This window comes from Janthinobacterium sp. (assembly GCF_031995485.1).
Lineage (GTDB): Bacteria > Pseudomonadota > Gammaproteobacteria > Burkholderiales > Burkholderiaceae_D > Janthinobacterium.
Window position 1 is genome coordinate 44129 of the sequence record NZ_DAMAGB010000018.1, and the last position, 15882, is coordinate 60010.

Sequence of the window (15882 nt, forward strand, 5' to 3'; positions counted from 1 at the left end):
GCCCATCGTGACCCCGCCAACCATCCAGACGCTGTCCCGCCCCGCCCTGCTCCAGCTGGGCGCCGCGCTCAGGGACAGCGGCTATGCGTTCACCACGATTTCCACGCCCAGCCACCGCCGCGTCAATGGCCGCCCCGGCAACGAGACGGCGGCGGACTTGCGCGGGGTGTTCGGCTGGAGCCGGCCGTTTGGCGAACGCCTGCTCGGTGCGCAATGGCTGGCGTGGATGCGCGAGGCCGATATGCTGCGCCCGCATGACGGTCTCTGGAAAAGCGCGCTGCGCGCTTCCACCCTCGACGGCCGCCTGTATTTTCATTCGGCCTTCCCCACGCGCGAAAAGGACGCCGTCTTCTTCGGGCCCGACACGTATCGCTATGTGCAGATGCTGCATGCTGAAATGGCGAACTTGCCGCCAGCAGCGCGCGCCATCGATATCGGCTGTGGCGCCGGCCCCGGCGCGCTGACCATCGCCGCGGCCATGCCGCAGGCGGAAGTGTGGGCGGTCGACATCAACCCGCAGGCGCTGGAACTGACGGCGCTCAATGCGCAACTGGCCGGCGCCGCCAATGTGCATATCGCGCACAGCGACCTGCTGCAGGGCGTGGCGGGCCAGTTCGACCTGATCGTGTCGAATCCCCCGTTCATGCTCGATTCGGGCCAGCGCACCTATTGCCACGGCGGCGGCCTGCTGGGCGAAGGGTTGTCGCTCGATATCGTCGACGCCGCGCTGGCGCGCCTGGCGCCGGGCGGCACCCTGCTGCTGTATACCTGCGTGGCCATTATCGACGGCGCCGACCCATTCCGCGAAAAAGTGGCGGCCATGCTGGACCCGGCGCGCTACCACTGGCGCTACCGCGAAATCGATCCCGACGTCTTTGGCGGCGAACTGGGCGACCCTGCCCATAAAAACACTGACCGCATCGCGGCGATCGCCCTGTGCGCAACCCTGAACAACCCGGAGCCTGCATGAGTACCGATAACAGTAACGAACAACGCAACGGCCACCTGATGATCATCGGCGGCCATGAAGACCGCAAGGACGACATGACCATCCTGCGCCGCTTTGTCGAGCTTTCCGGCGGCAAGGCCGCCAAGATCGTCGTCATCTCGGCCGCCAGCGGCGTGCCCGAGGACATGTGGAAAATCTATGACGAGGCCTTCGACACGCTGGGCGCCGGCAATCGCCTGCACCTGGTGATGACCTCGCGCGAGGACGCCAACAATCCCGATATTGTCGGCCAGCTGGCCGACGCCGGCGGCATCTTCATGACGGGCGGCGACCAGAAACGCCTGCTGGCCAATATCGGCGGCACCGCGTTCGACCGCGCGCTGCACCATGCATTCAAGGTGCGCGGCGCCTGCATCGCCGGCACCAGCGCGGGCGCTTCGGCCATGTCCGGCCATATGCTGGCCAGCGGCGCGGCCGGCACCCAGCCCGAAAAAGGCGCGGTCAACCTGGGCGCGGGACTGGGCCTGGTGCAGGGCGTGGTGATCGACCAGCATTTCTCGGAACGCCAGCGCCTGGGCCGGCTGCTGACGGTGGTCGCACAAAATCCGTATCTGCAGGGCGTGGGCATCGACGAAGACACGGCGCTGATCGTCGAACGGGGCGCCGGCATCGAAGTGATCGGCCAGGGCGCCGTCACCGTGGTCGATGGCCGCACCATGCACTCCGACATGGCCGACGCCGCGCGCGGCGCCTGCCCTGAACTGATCGACGTGCGCCTGCACCTGCTGCCGCCCGGCAGCCGCTATACCGCGCCCGACGGCGACGAGCGGTTCGCGGCCCCCGCTCCCCTGCTTGACCTGCTGCGCACACTGACCAAGGCTGTGGCTTACCATGAAGATCATTGAACAACGCTACCTGCGCGGCGCCAGCCTGTATGGTCGCCAGTACTGCCTGCTGACGGTGCTGGACCTGGACGGCCAGCGCCCCTTCGACACCGACAGCCTGCTGGCACTGCTGCCAGGCCTGCGCCAGCGGCTGGCGCGCGATGCCGGCCTGCCTGATATCGTGGCCCAGCTGGTAATGGAACTGCAGTACCAGGCCGGCAGCAGCGCCGGTTTCAGCCAGGTCGATGCGGTGCGCGGCAGCGGCGGCGTGTACCGCATCGCCTGCGGTTATGACCTCGACAGCGGCGAGCGCGTCGCAGGCGCGGCGTTTGACGGCGCCATCGCGCTGATCGATGCGCTGGCAATGCGGCGCGAACCTGACCTGGCCGGCTTGCTGGACCGGCTGCGAACACTGGCCCGGCGCGCCGTCATCGACCAGGACACCGCCGCGGTGCTGGCGCAAGCCCGGCAGCGCGGCATTCCGGTAATGCGCGGCATGCAGCGCGGCCAGCGCTTCCAGCTGGGCTGGGGCAGCCGCCAGCGCCATCTTCCGCGGCCGGTGCCAGGCGGCGACGTCATCACCAGCCTGTTCGGCAATGGTGACGGGCGCATTCCGCTGATCGCCGTTACCGGCACCAACGGCAAGACCACCTCCACGCGCCTGATCGCGCATGCGGCGAGCATGACAGGCCTGGTCACCGGCATGACCACCACCGAAGGCGTGTATCTCGACGGCGTGCGCATCAAGGAGGGCGACTGCACCGGCTACCATTCGGCGCGCACCATCCTCGCTTCGCCCCAGGTGGAATTGGCGGTGCTGGAAACGGCGCGCGGCGGCATTCTCAAGCGCGGCCTGGCGTTCGACCGCTGCGATGTCAGCGTGGTGCTGAACGTCACGGCCGACCACCTTGGCCTGGACGGCGTGGAAACGCTGCAGGACCTGGCGCGCGTAAAACAGGTGGTGGCCGGCATGGCCGGCATTGTGGTGCTCAATGCCGACGACGCCATGTGCGTGGCAATGGCGCCGCAGCTGCGCGGCACCGCCGAGCTGCTGTATTTTTCGATGGACGAAGAAAACCCCGTGCTGCTGCGCCACCTGGCCGGCGGCGGGCGCGCCGTCTACCTGCACGATCAGATGCTGGTGCTGGCCGACGGCGAGCGCCACGTGAACCTGCTCGATGCGCGCAAGGCGCCTGTCACGATGCAGGGCAAGGCGCGCCACAATATCGCCAATGCGCTGGCCGCCGCTTGCGCGCTGGCCGCCACCGGCTTCACCCCGCGTGAAATCGCCCGGGGCCTGGCCGGCTTTGTCTCGGACGGGCGCAGCAACCCCTTGCGCGGCAATGTGTTCGATGTCGACGGCGTGCAGGTGATCGTCGACTTTGCCCATAACGCGGCGGCCTATGCCGCGCTGGCCGGCATGGCGCGCGCGATGACGGGCGGGCGCCTGGTCGGCGTGGTGTCCGCACCCGGCGACCGGCGCGAATGCGACCTGCGGGAAATCGGCGCCGTGTGCGCGGCCGGCTTTGACGACATCGTGATCTACGAATCGGAAAACCGTGGCCGGCCGTATGGCGAGGTGGCCCGCCTGCTGACGCTGGGGGCATGCGAAGCCGGCAGACAGTCTTCGCGCCATTACTGCAAGATCGACGTCCACCACGCGATCCGCTTCGGCCTGAAACTGTGCAAGCCGGGCGACCTGCTGGTGTTCGGCTGCGGCTCGTCGATCGATGAACTGCTCGACGCGATCCGCCTGGATCATCCCGAGGCGGCCGATCGCATCCAGGCCGAGGTCGAACCTTTGCTGCTGGTGGCGGGGCGTTGAAATCGGGACGGCGCGCTTGATCCGCGCCGGCCCGGTTGGTGGATTCTGGCCAATCCATGGTGTAAAAACGCCGGAAAGCCCGCAAAAACGCATGGCACGCATCGTGCTGACAAGGAGGATATTCTCTTTATCAGGAACCGCCAGCCATGTCTTCCTCTCCGTCGCGCACCTTTCTTTTCGTTCCCCTGCTGACCGCGTTCCTGGCGCCCGCCCAGGCGCAGGATGGCGGCGCTTCCGACGCCGTTGCCAGTGCCGCCGCCGGAGCCCTGGCCGCTGCCGGCAATGTGGTGGTGATCGGTACCCGCCGTGCCAATACCACTGAACTGAGCAGCCCTGCGCCCGTCGATGTGTACTCGGCGCGCCAGCTGGCCGACACGGGCGCCGTCAACCTGAACCAGGCGCTGCAGGCGCTCGCCCCCTCGTTTCAATACAATGTGACGGCCGGCTCCGATGGCGTGGCCACGGTGCGTCCGGCCGCGCTGCGCGGCCTGGCGCCGTCGCAGACGCTGGTGCTGATCAACGGCAAGCGCGCCCATTTGTCCGCTTTTGTCAACAACAAGGGCGGGCTGGGACGCGGCGCGCAGGCCTTCGACCTGGCCAAGATCCCGCTGGCCGCGATCGACCGGGTGGAAGTGCTGCGCGACGGCGCGGCCGCGCAATATGGCTCCGATGCGATTGCCGGCGTAATCAATATCGTGCTGAAAAGCCAGGATGCGGGCGGCGGCGCCAGCCTGCAGGCCGGCAAATATGCGGAAGGCGACGGCTTCGGCAAGACGCTTGGTGCCTGGAAGGGCTTTGCCCTGCCCGGCGACGGTTTTCTCACCATCGCCGGCGAAGCCATCAACACCCAGCGCACCACCCTGCGCGAAGGGGCCGACTCGCGCCAGTTCTATTTCGCCAACGACCCGCGCGAAACCTCGGGCGCGGCGCAGCGCGAGTGGCTGGTCGGCTCGCCCGGCCTGGAAGAATACAACGGCGTGCTCAATGCCGAATGGGGCCTGGGCCCGGAGCTGCGCGCCTATGTGTTCGGCAATGCCGGCCACCGCCTGGGCCACTCGCAGGGGCTGTTCCGCCGCCCCAACGACAACGGCACCGTGCGCTCGATCTTCCCGGACGGCTTCCTGCCGCTGCTCGATACCACCTCCGACGACGGCGCCCTCAATGCGGGCCTGCGCTACGGGAATGACAGGACGGGCCAGTTCGACCTCGGCGTCAACGTGGGCGAGAACCGCATCAAGTTCGACGTGCCCGACTCCATCAACGCCAGCCTGGGCACGGCCAGCCCGCGCAGCTTTTATGCAGGCGGCATGAAGAACACGCAAAGCAACCTGACGCTCGATTATGTGCGCAACGCAGCCGTCGGTTTTTCCGCCGAGCCGCTGGTGGTATCGGCCGGCGCGGCCTGGCGCCATGAAAAATTCTCGATCGACGCGGGCGATGAAGCCTCGTGGATCGCCGGCACGGTACCGATTCTCGACGGCCCCAGCGCCGGCGCCCGTGCACCGGCCGGCGCGCAGGGCTTTCCCGGTTACCGGCCCGACGATGCGGGCAGCCTGACGCGCAGCGTGTACGGCGCCTATGCCGGCCTGGAAAACCAGCTGACCGAGAAATTCCAGTGGGGCGCCACCGCGCGCGCCGAACACTACTCGGACTTCGGCAGCACCTGGAACGGCAAGCTGTCGCTGCGCTACGATTTCACGCCCGCGGTCGGCCTGCGCGCCACCGCCAGCAATGGCTACCGCGCGCCGTCGCTGGGCCAGGCCAACCTGTCGTCGACGCAAACCACGTTCCGCGCCGGCGAGCCGTTCGACGTGCGCAATTTCCCGGTCGACCATCCGGCCGCGCGGGCGCTGGGCGCGACCTCGCTGAAGCCTGAAAAATCGGTCAACTTTTCCACCGGCCTGGTATTCCAGCCGGCGAAAAACACCTCGCTCACCATCGACGCCTACCAGATCGCCATCCGCGACCGCATCACCCTGTCCGAAACTCTGAGCGGACCGCTGGTCGAACGGCTGCTGCGCGAAGCGGGATTTGCCGGCATCAGCGGCGCCTCGTTCTTTGTCAACGCGCTCGACACGCGCACCCGCGGCGTGGACGTGGTGGGCAATCACCGCCTGGCGCTGGGGGGCTATGGCAACCTGAACCTGGGCCTGGGCTACAACTACGGCGTGACAAAAATCACGGACGTGAAGGACAACTCCGGCCAGTTGGCCGGCAGCGGCCTGGCGCTGGTGGGCCGCACCACGCGCGGCAATATCGAATCGTATTCGCCGCGCTCCGTGCTGCGCCTGACGGGGCGCTACGCCGTGGGCGACTGGACCGCGGGCGTCACCGAATCGCGCTACGGCAAATTTACCGTGGTCGATACCGGCAACAACCCGGCGCTCGACCAGGTGTTCGGCTCGCAGTGGGTCACCGACCTGACGCTGGCCTACAAACTGGGACGCAATACCAGCATCACGTTCGGCGCCAACAACCTGTTCGATTCCTACCCGGACAAGACCCGCCCTGAACTGCGTCTGGCGGGCGGGCGCTATGTCTATCCATCGAGCCAGGCGCCGGTCGGCGCGTTCGGCACCTATTACTCGCTGCGCCTGGCCACCGCGTTCTGATTACTTCTTCAGGAGTTCGACATGCACACTGCACTTTCCACCAGCATCGCGTTTTCCCTGCTTCTCGCCGGCGCGGGAGCGGCCACACCGGCCCGCGCCGATACCGCCATCGACAAGATCAGGGACCGCGGCCAGCTCTCCGTCTGCTACGGCGGCTTCGAGTCGCCCGGTTTTGCCTACCTGGACAAGGCGGGCAAGCCGGCCGGCCTGACCTGGGACCTGATCGTCAATCTGCACCAGCGCTTCAGCACCGCGCTGGGCAAGCCGCTGAAACTGAACCTGGTGCGCATCACGCCCGTCAACCGCATCATTTTCGTCAAGCAGGGCCGCTGCGACTTCATGGTGACGTCCCTGCTCGACACGCCCGAGCGCCGGCGCGAGATCGACTTTGCCTCGCCCGGCTTCTACAGCGCGGCGGCGGCCGTGTTCGCGCCGAAAGCCACGCGCATCGAGAGCTGGGCCGACCTGCAGGGCAAGACCGTCTGCGCGCCGGCGTCCTCGGTCTGGGTGCGGCCCTACGAGGCCAAGGGCCTCAAAATCGCCGCCTTTCCCGGCTTCGCCGAGGTCCACAAGGCGGTGGTCGATGGCCGCTGCGTGGCCTCGATCGGCGACGACACTGGCTACGCGAAGATCAAGGAAGACAACCGCAGCTGGGCCGGTTTCGAGCTCAAGCTGATCGGCGACGAGCGCCTGCCCTGGGGCGTGGCGCTGAAAAAGAACGAGCCTGAACTCAAGCAAATGCTGGGCAATATCGTCGAACAGTGGCACCGCGAGCGCTTTATCATCGGCCTCGAACACAAGTACCAGCTGCCGCCCAACCTGTGGGCGCAGCAGATGGCCGAGCGCTATGCGATCAAGGTCAGCGCGCGATGAGCACTGCCCTGCTTGCCGACGGCGGCGCCGCGCGCGAATGGCTGATCGGGCACGGGCTCAATCTGACCATCCTGTGGGACCCGGCCGACGGCCGCCGTTTCTTGCTGGGCCTGGCGCTGACGCTGGCGCTGGCCGGCTTGTCCATCGTGCTGTCGCTGGCCATCGGCGTGGCTGGCGCGGCATTGAAAGGGTCGCGCTTTGCCGCCGGGCAGAAGACGGTGGCGGCGTATGTCGAAGTGTTTCGCAATACGCCGCTGCTGGCGCAGATGTATTTCTTCTTTTTCGGTGTCGGCTCGCTGCTGCCGATGGTGGTCAACGAGCAGGGCGAACAGGTGCGCCTCCTGGGCAGCTTCGGCTGGGCAGTGATCGTGCTGGGCCTGCATTCGGGCGCCTTCCAGATCGAGGCGCTGCGCGGCAGCATCGACGCGGTGCCCCGCTCCACGGTGGAGGCGGCCGAAGCGCTGGGACTGAACCGGCTGCAGATCTTCCGCCAGGTGGTCGCGCCGCTGGCCCTGCGCAACAGCCTGCCCGCGCTGTCGAACAGCATCGCGCAGACCATCAAGGCCACCTCGGTGGCGTTTGCGATCGCCGTGCCCGAACTGACCTATGCCTGCAACCGCATCTGGTCGGACAGCTTCAATGTGCCGGTGATGATACAGATCCTGCTGGCCACCTATCTGCTGCTGATCGGCGGCGTGTCGGCCTTCATGCGCTCGATCGAGCGGCGCCTGCAACTGCCGGGAGGGCTGCCCGCATGAGCAATCAGCTGACTGTCGTGAAACCGCGCAGCTGGCCCGGCGCGGCGTTCTGGTGGCGCGTGCTGCGCTGGAGCGCGCTGCTGGCGGTACTGGGCTGGGTCCATGTGCAATACCGCGAACCGATCGCGATACTCGCCGGCTGGACGCCGGGCTTGCTGGCCAGCTTCCTGCTCAATATCGTCATGGGCTTGGTCGCCATCGCGGTGGCGACGGCGCTGGGCATGGCGCTCGGCATCGTGCAATGCTCGCCGCACAGGCGCCGCGCCACCGTGGCGCGCCAGCTTACGCTGTTGCTGCGCAATGCGCCGTGGCTGGTGGCCGTATTCTATGTGATGTACCTGGTGCCATATGAAGTCAGGCTGTTTGGCCAGTACGTGTTCCTGGTCGACTGGCTGAAAGCGGCTATCGGCATCGGCGTGCCGGCCGCCGGCTATATGTCCGAGATCGTGCGCGGCGGCATCCGCTCGATCCCGCTGCAGCAGTGGGAAGCGGCCAATGCGCTGGGGCTGGACCGCCGGCAGATCTTGCGCCGCGTGGTACTGCCGCAGGCGCTGCGCAGCATGACGCCACCGTGGATGAGCCTTTACTGCATCGTCACGTTATCGACCTCGCTGGGCAATATCCTCGGCGTGGAAGAGCTGATGACCTCGATCAGCCTGCGCCTGGCCGGCGAGACCCGCCCCGACCTGCTGCTGCCGGCACACGCCTATACCTTCATCGTCTTCTTTGTGTATATCTACCCGATTTCGCGCGTGTCGCGCCGCCTTGAAAAAAAATGGAGCCTGAAAGAATGAGCGCATCCCCCACCGACCAGCGGCAGATTGTCATTCGCGACCTGGTCAAGTCCTACGGCAGCCACACCGTGCTCAATGGCGTATCGCTCGACGTGCGCCAGTCCGAGATCGCCTGCCTGATCGGCCCTTCGGGCTCGGGCAAGTCTACCCTGCTGCGCACCATCAATGCGCTGGCCAATGTCGACAGCGGCACCATCGACGTCTGCGGCATCCGCGTGACGGACCGCGACCCGGACCTGCTCACATTGCGGCGCCAGGTGGGCATGATTTTCCAGAGCTACAACCTGTTCCCCCACCTGTCCGTGCTGGACAACATCACGCTCGCGCCGCTGACGGTATTGAAGGAAGAACGCGGCCCGGCCGAGCAACGCGCGCGCGCCCTGCTCGACAAGGTCAAGCTGACCGGGAAGGAAGCGGCGTTTCCGGGGCAATTGTCCGGCGGCCAGCAGCAGCGCGTGGCGATCGCCCGCAGCCTGGCCATGCGGCCGCGCGTGATGATGTTCGATGAAGTGACCGCCGCGCTGGACCCGGAAACCGTCAAGGAGGTGCTCACCACCATCCGCGACGTGGCGGCCAGCGGCGTAACGTGCCTGATCGTCACGCACGAGATGCGCTTTGCGCGCGAGATCGCCGACGTGGTGCACTTCACGGACGGTGGCCGTATCGTCGAATCGGGCACGCCCGAGCAGATTTTTACCGCGCCGCGCGACAGCCGCACGCGCGCTTTTTTGGAGAGGGTATTGTAATGAGCAGTTCCAACAGCAAGAGCGGCGCCAGCCGCGACCACGACTTCGCCACGCGCCTGGGCCACGTGGGGCGCGACCCGGCCGCGCACGGCGGCACGGTCAACACGCCGGTCTACCGCGCCTCGACCTTTATCTGGCCCGACACGGCCAGCCAGGAGGCGCAGCGCGAGCTGGCCAGGGACCCGGCCTACCGCGGCACCATGTACGGCCGCCTGGGCAATCCCACCACGGTGGCGTTTGAGGATGCGGTGGCGGAGCTGGAAGGCGGCTTTCGCGGCCTGATCATGCCATCGGGCCTGGCCGCCATCGTCGGCGCGGTGCTAGGCGTGGCAAAATCCGGCGACCATATCCTGGTCACCGACAATGTGTACCCGAGCGCGCGCAATGTGTTCCTCAATACCTTGACCCGCTACGGCATCGAGACCAGCTTCTTCGATCCGCTCGACGTCGACAGCCTGGCGTCGCACATCCGAAAGAACACGCGCGTGGTGTATCTGGAAGCGCCGGGTTCGGACACGTTCGAGGTGCAGGACGTGCCGCGCATCGCGGAAGTGGCGCATGCGCATGGCGCGCTGGTGCTGTTCGATAATACGTGGGCCACGCCCTACTTCTTCAAGCCGTTCGAGCACGGCGTCGATATCTCGCTGCATGCGGCCACCAAATACCTGGTCGGCCATTCGGACGCGATGCTGGGCCTGATCGTCACGACACGCGATATCTATGCCGATGTGCGTTCAACCGTGCGAGGACTCGGTTATATCGCCGGCCCCGACGACGCCTATCTGGCCCTGCGCGGGCTGCGCACGCTGGGCGTGCGGCTCGACCGCCATGAGCGCTCGGCGATCGAAGTGGCAGAATGGCTGTCGCGCCAGCAGGCGGTGCTGGGCGTGCGCCATCCGGCATTCGAACACCATCCGGGCCATGCGGTCTGGAAGCGCGACTTCACGGGTTCATCGGGCCTGTTTTCATTCGAGCTGCCGGCCACCTCGCCGCAGGTGCTCAATACCTTCCTCGACCATCTGCAGCTGTTCTCGATGGGCGCGAGCTGGGGCGGCTACGAAAGCCTGGTCAAGCTGCCGCACGCGACGCGCACCTTCCAGCCGCTGGACCCGAAACGGCAGATCGTCCGCCTGCACGTGGGACTGGAATCGGTGGCGGACCTGATCGGCGACCTCGATCATGCACTGGGCGCGTTTGCCGATGCCCGCGCGCGCCAGTAGCATGACTGGCGGCGCGCAGGCAACTTCAGGCGAGGCACGCTTCGCGCTGCGCCTCGCCGGTGTCCGCCGCCGCGCCGGCAACCTGATGGCGCTTGAGCAGCGTGCGCAGCACGTTGCGCGAAATGCCCAGCAGGCGCGCCGTCTGCGTCTGGTTGTTGTGCGCGATTTCGAGCGCGGCCAGCGTCACGGCCGACTCGATCTGCTCGAACGCTGCCGCTTCGCCCGCGTCGAGCAGCGTTTCGAGGATGGCGCGCAACTGCTGCTGCAGGCTGGCTTCTTCAGTTTTCGCTTCGGTTGCGGCCGGCGGCGCAGTCTCAGGCGCCGTCAAGGGATGCACCTGCGCCAGCGGGCGCGCGCCGTGCGCAGTGACAGGCCGGTGGCCCAGGCGCAGGTCCTCGGCGCGGATCACGCCGTCGCGGCAGACGATCATCGCGTAATGGATCGTGTTTTCCAGTTCGCGGATATTGCCGGGCCAGCCGTAATCGAGCAGCACCTGGCGCGCCGGCTCGCCGATGGCGATGTCGGCGATCTTCAGGCGCTCGGCATAGACTTTGACGAAGTGCTGCGCCAGCGGCAGGATATCGCCCTGGCGCTGGTACAGGGGCGGCAGTTCCAGCGTGGCCACGCCGAGCCGGTAATACAGGTCGGCCCGGAAGCGCCCGGCCTGCACCGCATCGTACAGGTCGACATTGGTGGCCGCCACCAGGCGCACGTCGAGAGGCGTGGTGCGGCGCGAACCGAGGCGCACGATCTGCCGCTCCTGGATCACGCGCAGCAGCTTGACCTGCATCGACAGCGGCAGGTCGCCGATTTCGTCGAGGAACAAGGTGCCACCGTTGGCCGCCTCGAACCAGCCCTGGCGCGCCTGGCTGGCGCCCGTGAAGGCCCCCGCTTCGTGGCCGAACAGTTCGGCATCGATCAGCGTTTCGCTGAAGGCGCCGCAGTTCACCGCGATAAAGGGGCCGGTGCGCCCGCTGTGCGTGTGCAGGTAGCGCGCCAGCAGTTCCTTGCCGGTGCCGGTCTCGCCAATAATCAGCGCGGTGGCGTCGGTGGGCGCGATATGGTTGGCCAGGGTCAGCAAGGCCTCGGACCGGGGATCATTGAACACCAGCGCCTTGGCCCGGATCGACAGCGCGGCGTGACTGGAAGTGGGCAGGGTCAGCAGGACACTCACGATAAGCTACTTTCAATAAAGGTGGAAGAAAGCGAAAAGGGCAGGCGTTGCCTCTATCGCTGGCGTCGGGCATGCGCTAAAGTGTGAAAACCTGTCGCCAAAGAGCGATATCTGCCTGTTACATTGTAACCATAGCATGATGAGCGCCTTGAGCTTAACGAAGGATTTGGCATGACCTTATGCGAGATATGAACCAACATGAATGAACCCGTGACGGACCTGCAGCCCGATATCGTGGACGACTTCACGCTGCGCCTGAAAGCCCTCGTCGCGCGCGCCGGCTCGGTCAGCGCGCTGGCAAAAAAGGCCGGCATCTCGCACAGCGGCCTGCTGCGCTACCTCGGTGGCGGCGACCCGTCGCGCAAGGTGCTGGTCGCCTTGGCGCAGGCGGCCAGCGTCGACCTGACCTGGCTGGCCACCGGCCACGGCGAGATGACGGGCGGCCTGCCCAAGCAGAGCCTGACCATGCTGCCGCTGTACGAAGGCGTCGCCGCCAACGACCACGCGCCGCCGCGCATGGACACCACCACCCTGACGGAACTGGCGTTCTGCCGCTTCTGGCTGGCCCGCAACGGCCTCGACGCCTCGCATCTGAAAGCGCTGATCATGCCCGGCGACTGCATGGCGCCGCATTTCCAGCAAGGCGACACCCTGCTGATCGATATCACGCGCACGGAACTGGGCGACGGCCAGGTGTTCCTGATCGAGGACTGCGGCACCCTGCTGCTGCGCCGCATCCAGCTCGAAGTGGGCGGCCGCGTGCGGCTGGTGGCCGACAATCCAGCATACCGCTCGGTGGATGTGGCGCGCGATGGGCTGACCGTGCTTGGCAGCGTGGTGTGGAGTGCGCGGCTGGCGTGATGCCGGCTTGCGCCAACAATGTTGTCGGATTAGGCGCGGAGCGCTAATCCGACCTACGCGATTTTCGCCGTCACGGGTTGGCCGTAATCCGGCCATTCGACCGGTGAATTTTCACCGCCGGGCGTTGCGTTTGCAGCAGCCTTCCCCTCCCGATCCGGCGCCAAGCCGCATATCCCCACGCTTCCCGTTCTGCCGCCGTCTGGCCCGGTCCTTGCTGTATCACCAGCACGACCATCCATCACGACAGGAACCACATGAGCACACTCCCGCAACAAACCGCCGCGATTCCACTGCTGGCCTCCAGCGCCTGGCTGGCCCGGCATCTGCACGACCCGCACATCAGCGTGATCGCCATCCTCAGCCGCAAGCCCGGCGACGGCGGCCCGACAGTCGCCATCGAGGGCGCGCACGCGTTCCACTGGAAGGAGCTGCTGTGGGACGAACGCCAGCGCCAGTTTGTCGGCGCCGATACCTTGCGCCGCCGCCTGGCGTCGGCCGGCGTGGGACCGCAGCAGCACCTGGTGCTGTATGGCGACCATAGCCAGTTCGCCTTTTATGCGCGCTGGGTGCTGCTGCGCGCGGGGATAGCCAACGTCAGCGTGCTCGATGGCGGCCTGCGCGGCTGGCTGGCCGATGCACTGCCGACGCAGGCGCTGGCCGCCGTCCATGCGGCGCTGCCGGCGGCAGGTGGCGACCTGCAGCAGCCGGCGCGCGCCACCGCCGATATCCGCATCGGCCGCGACCAGCTGCTGCAGCGCCTCGGCGACGACAGCCTGCAGATACTCGATATCCGCAGCCAGGAAGAATACGACGGCCAGCGCGTGGGACCGGACGGCGGCAACCATGGCGCGGAACGGGCCGGCCATATCCCCGGCGCGCGCCTGTTCCCGTTTGCCAGCCTGCTCGATGAACACAGCCGCCTGCGTCCGGTGGAAGAACTGCGCGCGCTGGCCAGCGCCGCCGGCCTCGATGCGCAGCGCGAAACGGCCGTCTACTGCCGCCTCAGCCACCGCTCCACCCTCGCCTTTTTCGTGCTGACCGAGCTGCTGGGATTCGGCAATGTCCGCGTCTATGACGGCTCGTGGACGGAATGGGGCAGCCTGGTGGGCGCCCCGATCGCAGCGTAAAACCAACTAACCGACAAGGAAAACTGCCATGACCATCCTGCTTGATCCCGCACACCTGCAAGCTCCGGCCTCGCCTGCTGCCACCCAAGCCTACTACACGATCTGCCCGGTGCTGGTCGCCTCGAATATCGCCGTCGAATTCGGCTGGCTCGACGAAGAATTCAAGCGCGTGGGCGCGACGCCCACCTATCTGCGCTCGCTGGCCGGCAATGCGGGCTGGCTGCCCCATTACCGCCATTCGCTCGATCCGCTGTTTCGTGACGGCGGCGCGATTCCCACCATCTGGGCCAGGGCCGACTTGGCCGACACCACCCTGATCGCCACCACCGCCACCCAGTCCGGCGGCCAGGTCGTCGTGCGCGCGGATGCCGACCTGTACCGCATCGACGACCTGCGCGGCAAACGCATCGGCTTGAGCCGCTCGTCGAACCCCGAACGCATCGATTTCGCGCGCGCGGCCAGCCACTTCGGCCTGCACCAGGCGCTGAAGCTGGGCGGATTGTCGCTGGCGGACGTGGAGATCGTCGATATCGCGCAGGCGGCCGACACGCCGGCACTCTATCCCGCCGCGCGCCCGGTGGAGCTGTGGAGCCAGCTCAAGGCGGCAAGCGGCGAGCATGCCGATCCGGAAGTGCAGGCGCTGCGCGACGGCCGAATCGATGCCATCCACAGCAGCCTGGCGCGCACCCGCAAGCTGGTCGAAACGGGCGAATTCAAGGTCATCCTCGACCTGTCCGCGCAGCCCGACTGGACCCTGCAGATCGCCAACGGCCCCTACACCAATGCCGTCAGTACCGGCTTTGCCAGGAGCCATCCGGAAGTGGTGATCGCCTTTTTGCGCGCCGCGATCCGTGCCGGCCGCTGGATCAACGCCAACCGCGCGGCGGCGGCCGAAATCTTCCCGAGGGTGACATTCCTGCCGAATGCCCGGGTGGCGGCGCTGGCCATCGGCGAGCGCGACTTCGTGCCCGCGCTGCCGGCGCAGAACCTGCAGGGGCTGGAGATCAAGAAGCATTTCCTGCTGGCCGAAGGGTATATCGAGAACGATTTTTCGGTACAGCGGTGGGCGGATGACAGTTATTTGCAGGAGGCGTTGAAGTCGCTGGAAAAGTAAGCGCAGGTCGCGCAGGTCGGGTTAAGCGCGCAGCGCGTAACCCGACCTGCTCGTAAAATTACCGCAGGCCAGGCCAAACAGCGCCACTCAAGCCGCGTAAAACTTCTTCTTGCCCGCCTGGACCGCCTCATACGCGCCTTCCGGCAGCGGTCTGGCGCCGCCCAGCTGTTCGGCCAGGAAGGTGAAGTAAGCGGCTTCTTCGAGGAATACCAGCTGTTTGGCCACGCCCAGCACGCTGTCGGCCCAGGTGAACGGGCCGTGATTGGCCAGCAGGGTGGCATACGCGTTCGGATGCGCCCGCAGCGCGGCGACCACCGGTTCGGCCGCATAGCGCGCGCCCCAGGCGGCCAGCGGCACGTCGTCGGTGCCGTGGCCGAGCAAGGTGGCGTAGCGCACCGGCAGCGGCCGCCCCGCGATCGACCAGGCCGTCAGGTATGGCGAATGGGTATGGATCACGGCATTGGTTTGCGGACGCTCGCGCAGGATGGCGATATGCAGGGCCGCCACTTCGGCCAGGCTGGGCGAGAGCGTGCCGGCATGGCTTTTCAGGTCGAAGTCGACCACGCCCGCCACGCCGTGGCCGGCGCCATTGAAGCTGGCGATCACCAGCTTGTCTTCGCCCGGCACGCGCAGGCTCAGGTTGCCCGCTTCGGTGACGGAAAGGGTTTTGCTTTTCAATAGCAGCTGGTGCGCCTGCTCGAATTCCTGTTCGAACTGCTGGACGAATTTGACGATGTCGACTTGGACTTGTTCTGCGACGGCGAGATTGCTCATGATGGCTCCTGTCAGGTGGAAGACGCGCAGACGACATCGCCTGCGCTTGTCCACCTGTAGGCACAATACGTGCCAGCCAAAATCGCCGGGATCGCCGCGAAAGCTGGTGAATTTGCAGCATCGCCCACCATCCGGCAGACGATGGCTGCGCCAAATCCACCAGCGTCCAAC

The 15882-nt window shown here is 66.7% G+C and carries 14 protein-coding genes; 12 read left to right on the plus strand and 2 right to left on the minus strand.

Annotation, left to right across the window (positions count from 1 at the left end):
• The first annotated feature begins 7 nt into the window (after positions 1–7).
• The 9 genes from RTQ46_RS12440 to metC all read left to right on the plus strand — a co-directional run bounded on the left by RTQ46_RS12440 (position 8) and on the right by metC (position 10661).
• A complete protein-coding gene (locus RTQ46_RS12440; protein ID WP_312436961.1) occupies positions 8–970 on the plus strand; it encodes a class I SAM-dependent methyltransferase in 963 nt (320 codons plus the stop codon).
• The gene (locus RTQ46_RS12445; protein WP_312436963.1) at positions 967–1854 is read left to right on the plus strand and encodes a cyanophycinase; all 888 of its coding nucleotides are present in this window, start codon (positions 967–969) and stop codon (positions 1852–1854) included. Before RTQ46_RS12440 ends, RTQ46_RS12445 begins: the two co-directional genes overlap by 4 nt.
• Positions 1841–3658 carry a Mur ligase family protein gene (locus tag RTQ46_RS12450; protein WP_312436964.1) on the plus strand — a complete coding sequence of 606 codons (1818 nt, stop codon included), beginning with the start codon at positions 1841–1843 and terminating at the stop codon, positions 3656–3658. Before RTQ46_RS12445 ends, RTQ46_RS12450 begins: the two co-directional genes overlap by 14 nt.
• 146 nt (positions 3659–3804) lie before the next feature.
• On the plus strand, positions 3805–6270 hold the full coding sequence (locus RTQ46_RS12455; protein WP_312436966.1) for a TonB-dependent receptor: 2466 nt from the start codon (positions 3805–3807) through the stop codon (positions 6268–6270).
• Positions 6271–6291: 21 nt separating this feature from the next.
• Positions 6292–7143 carry a transporter substrate-binding domain-containing protein gene (locus RTQ46_RS12460; RefSeq protein WP_312436967.1) on the plus strand — a complete coding sequence of 284 codons (852 nt, stop codon included), beginning with the start codon at positions 6292–6294 and terminating at the stop codon, positions 7141–7143.
• Positions 7140–7901: an amino acid ABC transporter permease gene (locus tag RTQ46_RS12465; RefSeq protein WP_312436969.1), complete on the plus strand. Its 762-nt coding sequence runs from the start codon at positions 7140–7142 to the stop codon at positions 7899–7901. Before RTQ46_RS12460 ends, RTQ46_RS12465 begins: the two co-directional genes overlap by 4 nt.
• Positions 7898–8695 (plus strand): amino acid ABC transporter permease, encoded by a 798-nt coding sequence (locus RTQ46_RS12470; RefSeq protein WP_312436971.1) that lies wholly within the window; start codon positions 7898–7900, stop codon positions 8693–8695. Before RTQ46_RS12465 ends, RTQ46_RS12470 begins: the two co-directional genes overlap by 4 nt.
• Positions 8692–9441 carry an amino acid ABC transporter ATP-binding protein gene (locus tag RTQ46_RS12475; RefSeq protein WP_312436972.1) on the plus strand — a complete coding sequence of 250 codons (750 nt, stop codon included), beginning with the start codon at positions 8692–8694 and terminating at the stop codon, positions 9439–9441. The genes RTQ46_RS12470 and RTQ46_RS12475 overlap by 4 nt, the downstream gene beginning before the upstream one ends.
• Positions 9441–10661, plus strand: coding sequence for a cystathionine beta-lyase (gene metC / locus RTQ46_RS12480; protein WP_312436974.1), 1221 nt, complete (start codon positions 9441–9443; stop codon positions 10659–10661). The genes RTQ46_RS12475 and metC overlap by 1 nt, the downstream gene beginning before the upstream one ends.
• A 25-nt stretch (positions 10662–10686) precedes the next feature.
• On the opposite strand, the gene RTQ46_RS12485 is transcribed toward metC, so the two are convergent.
• Positions 10687–11835, minus strand: a complete 1149-nt coding sequence (locus RTQ46_RS12485) for a sigma-54 dependent transcriptional regulator (protein WP_312436975.1) — start codon at positions 11833–11835, stop codon at positions 10687–10689.
• A gap of 198 nt (positions 11836–12033) precedes the next feature.
• On the opposite strand from RTQ46_RS12485, the gene RTQ46_RS12490 reads away from it, so the two are divergent.
• From RTQ46_RS12490 to RTQ46_RS12500, 3 genes are all read left to right on the plus strand, one after another.
• Positions 12034–12696 (plus strand): S24 family peptidase, encoded by a 663-nt coding sequence (locus RTQ46_RS12490; protein WP_312436977.1) that lies wholly within the window; start codon positions 12034–12036, stop codon positions 12694–12696.
• A 254-nt stretch (positions 12697–12950) separates the two neighbouring features.
• Positions 12951–13823, plus strand: coding sequence for a rhodanese-like domain-containing protein (locus tag RTQ46_RS12495; protein ID WP_312436979.1), 873 nt, complete (start codon positions 12951–12953; stop codon positions 13821–13823).
• A 28-nt stretch (positions 13824–13851) separates the two neighbouring features.
• The gene (locus RTQ46_RS12500; RefSeq protein WP_312436980.1) at positions 13852–14937 is read left to right on the plus strand and encodes an ABC transporter substrate-binding protein; all 1086 of its coding nucleotides are present in this window, start codon (positions 13852–13854) and stop codon (positions 14935–14937) included.
• Between the two features lie 87 nt (positions 14938–15024).
• On the opposite strand, the gene RTQ46_RS12505 is transcribed toward RTQ46_RS12500, so the two are convergent.
• Complete coding sequence (locus tag RTQ46_RS12505; protein WP_312436982.1) at positions 15025–15711, minus strand: class II aldolase/adducin family protein; 687 nt, start codon at positions 15709–15711, stop codon at positions 15025–15027.
• Positions 15712–15882: the final 171 nt, after the last annotated feature.

What these genes read in the sequence shown, in the direction of transcription:
- RTQ46_RS12445 (WP_312436963.1), top strand. Translation starts at nt 967, where the DNA reads ATGAGTACCGATAACAGTAACGAACAACGCAACGGCCACCTGATGATC.
- RTQ46_RS12450 (WP_312436964.1), top strand. Translation starts at nt 1,841, where the DNA reads ATGAAGATCATTGAACAACGCTACCTGCGCGGCGCCAGCCTGTATGGT.
- RTQ46_RS12455 (WP_312436966.1), top strand. Translation starts at nt 3,805, where the DNA reads ATGTCTTCCTCTCCGTCGCGCACCTTTCTTTTCGTTCCCCTGCTGACC.
- RTQ46_RS12460 (WP_312436967.1), top strand. Translation starts at nt 6,292, where the DNA reads ATGCACACTGCACTTTCCACCAGCATCGCGTTTTCCCTGCTTCTCGCC.
- RTQ46_RS12465 (WP_312436969.1), top strand. Translation starts at nt 7,140, where the DNA reads ATGAGCACTGCCCTGCTTGCCGACGGCGGCGCCGCGCGCGAATGGCTG.
- RTQ46_RS12470 (WP_312436971.1), top strand. Translation starts at nt 7,898, where the DNA reads ATGAGCAATCAGCTGACTGTCGTGAAACCGCGCAGCTGGCCCGGCGCG.
- RTQ46_RS12475 (WP_312436972.1), top strand. Translation starts at nt 8,692, where the DNA reads ATGAGCGCATCCCCCACCGACCAGCGGCAGATTGTCATTCGCGACCTG.
- metC (WP_312436974.1), top strand. Translation starts at nt 9,441, where the DNA reads ATGAGCAGTTCCAACAGCAAGAGCGGCGCCAGCCGCGACCACGACTTC.
- RTQ46_RS12490 (WP_312436977.1), top strand. Translation starts at nt 12,034, where the DNA reads ATGAATGAACCCGTGACGGACCTGCAGCCCGATATCGTGGACGACTTC.
- RTQ46_RS12495 (WP_312436979.1), top strand. Translation starts at nt 12,951, where the DNA reads ATGAGCACACTCCCGCAACAAACCGCCGCGATTCCACTGCTGGCCTCC.
- RTQ46_RS12500 (WP_312436980.1), top strand. Translation starts at nt 13,852, where the DNA reads ATGACCATCCTGCTTGATCCCGCACACCTGCAAGCTCCGGCCTCGCCT.
- RTQ46_RS12505 (WP_312436982.1), bottom strand. Translation starts at nt 15,711, where the DNA reads ATGAGCAATCTCGCCGTCGCAGAACAAGTCCAAGTCGACATCGTCAAA.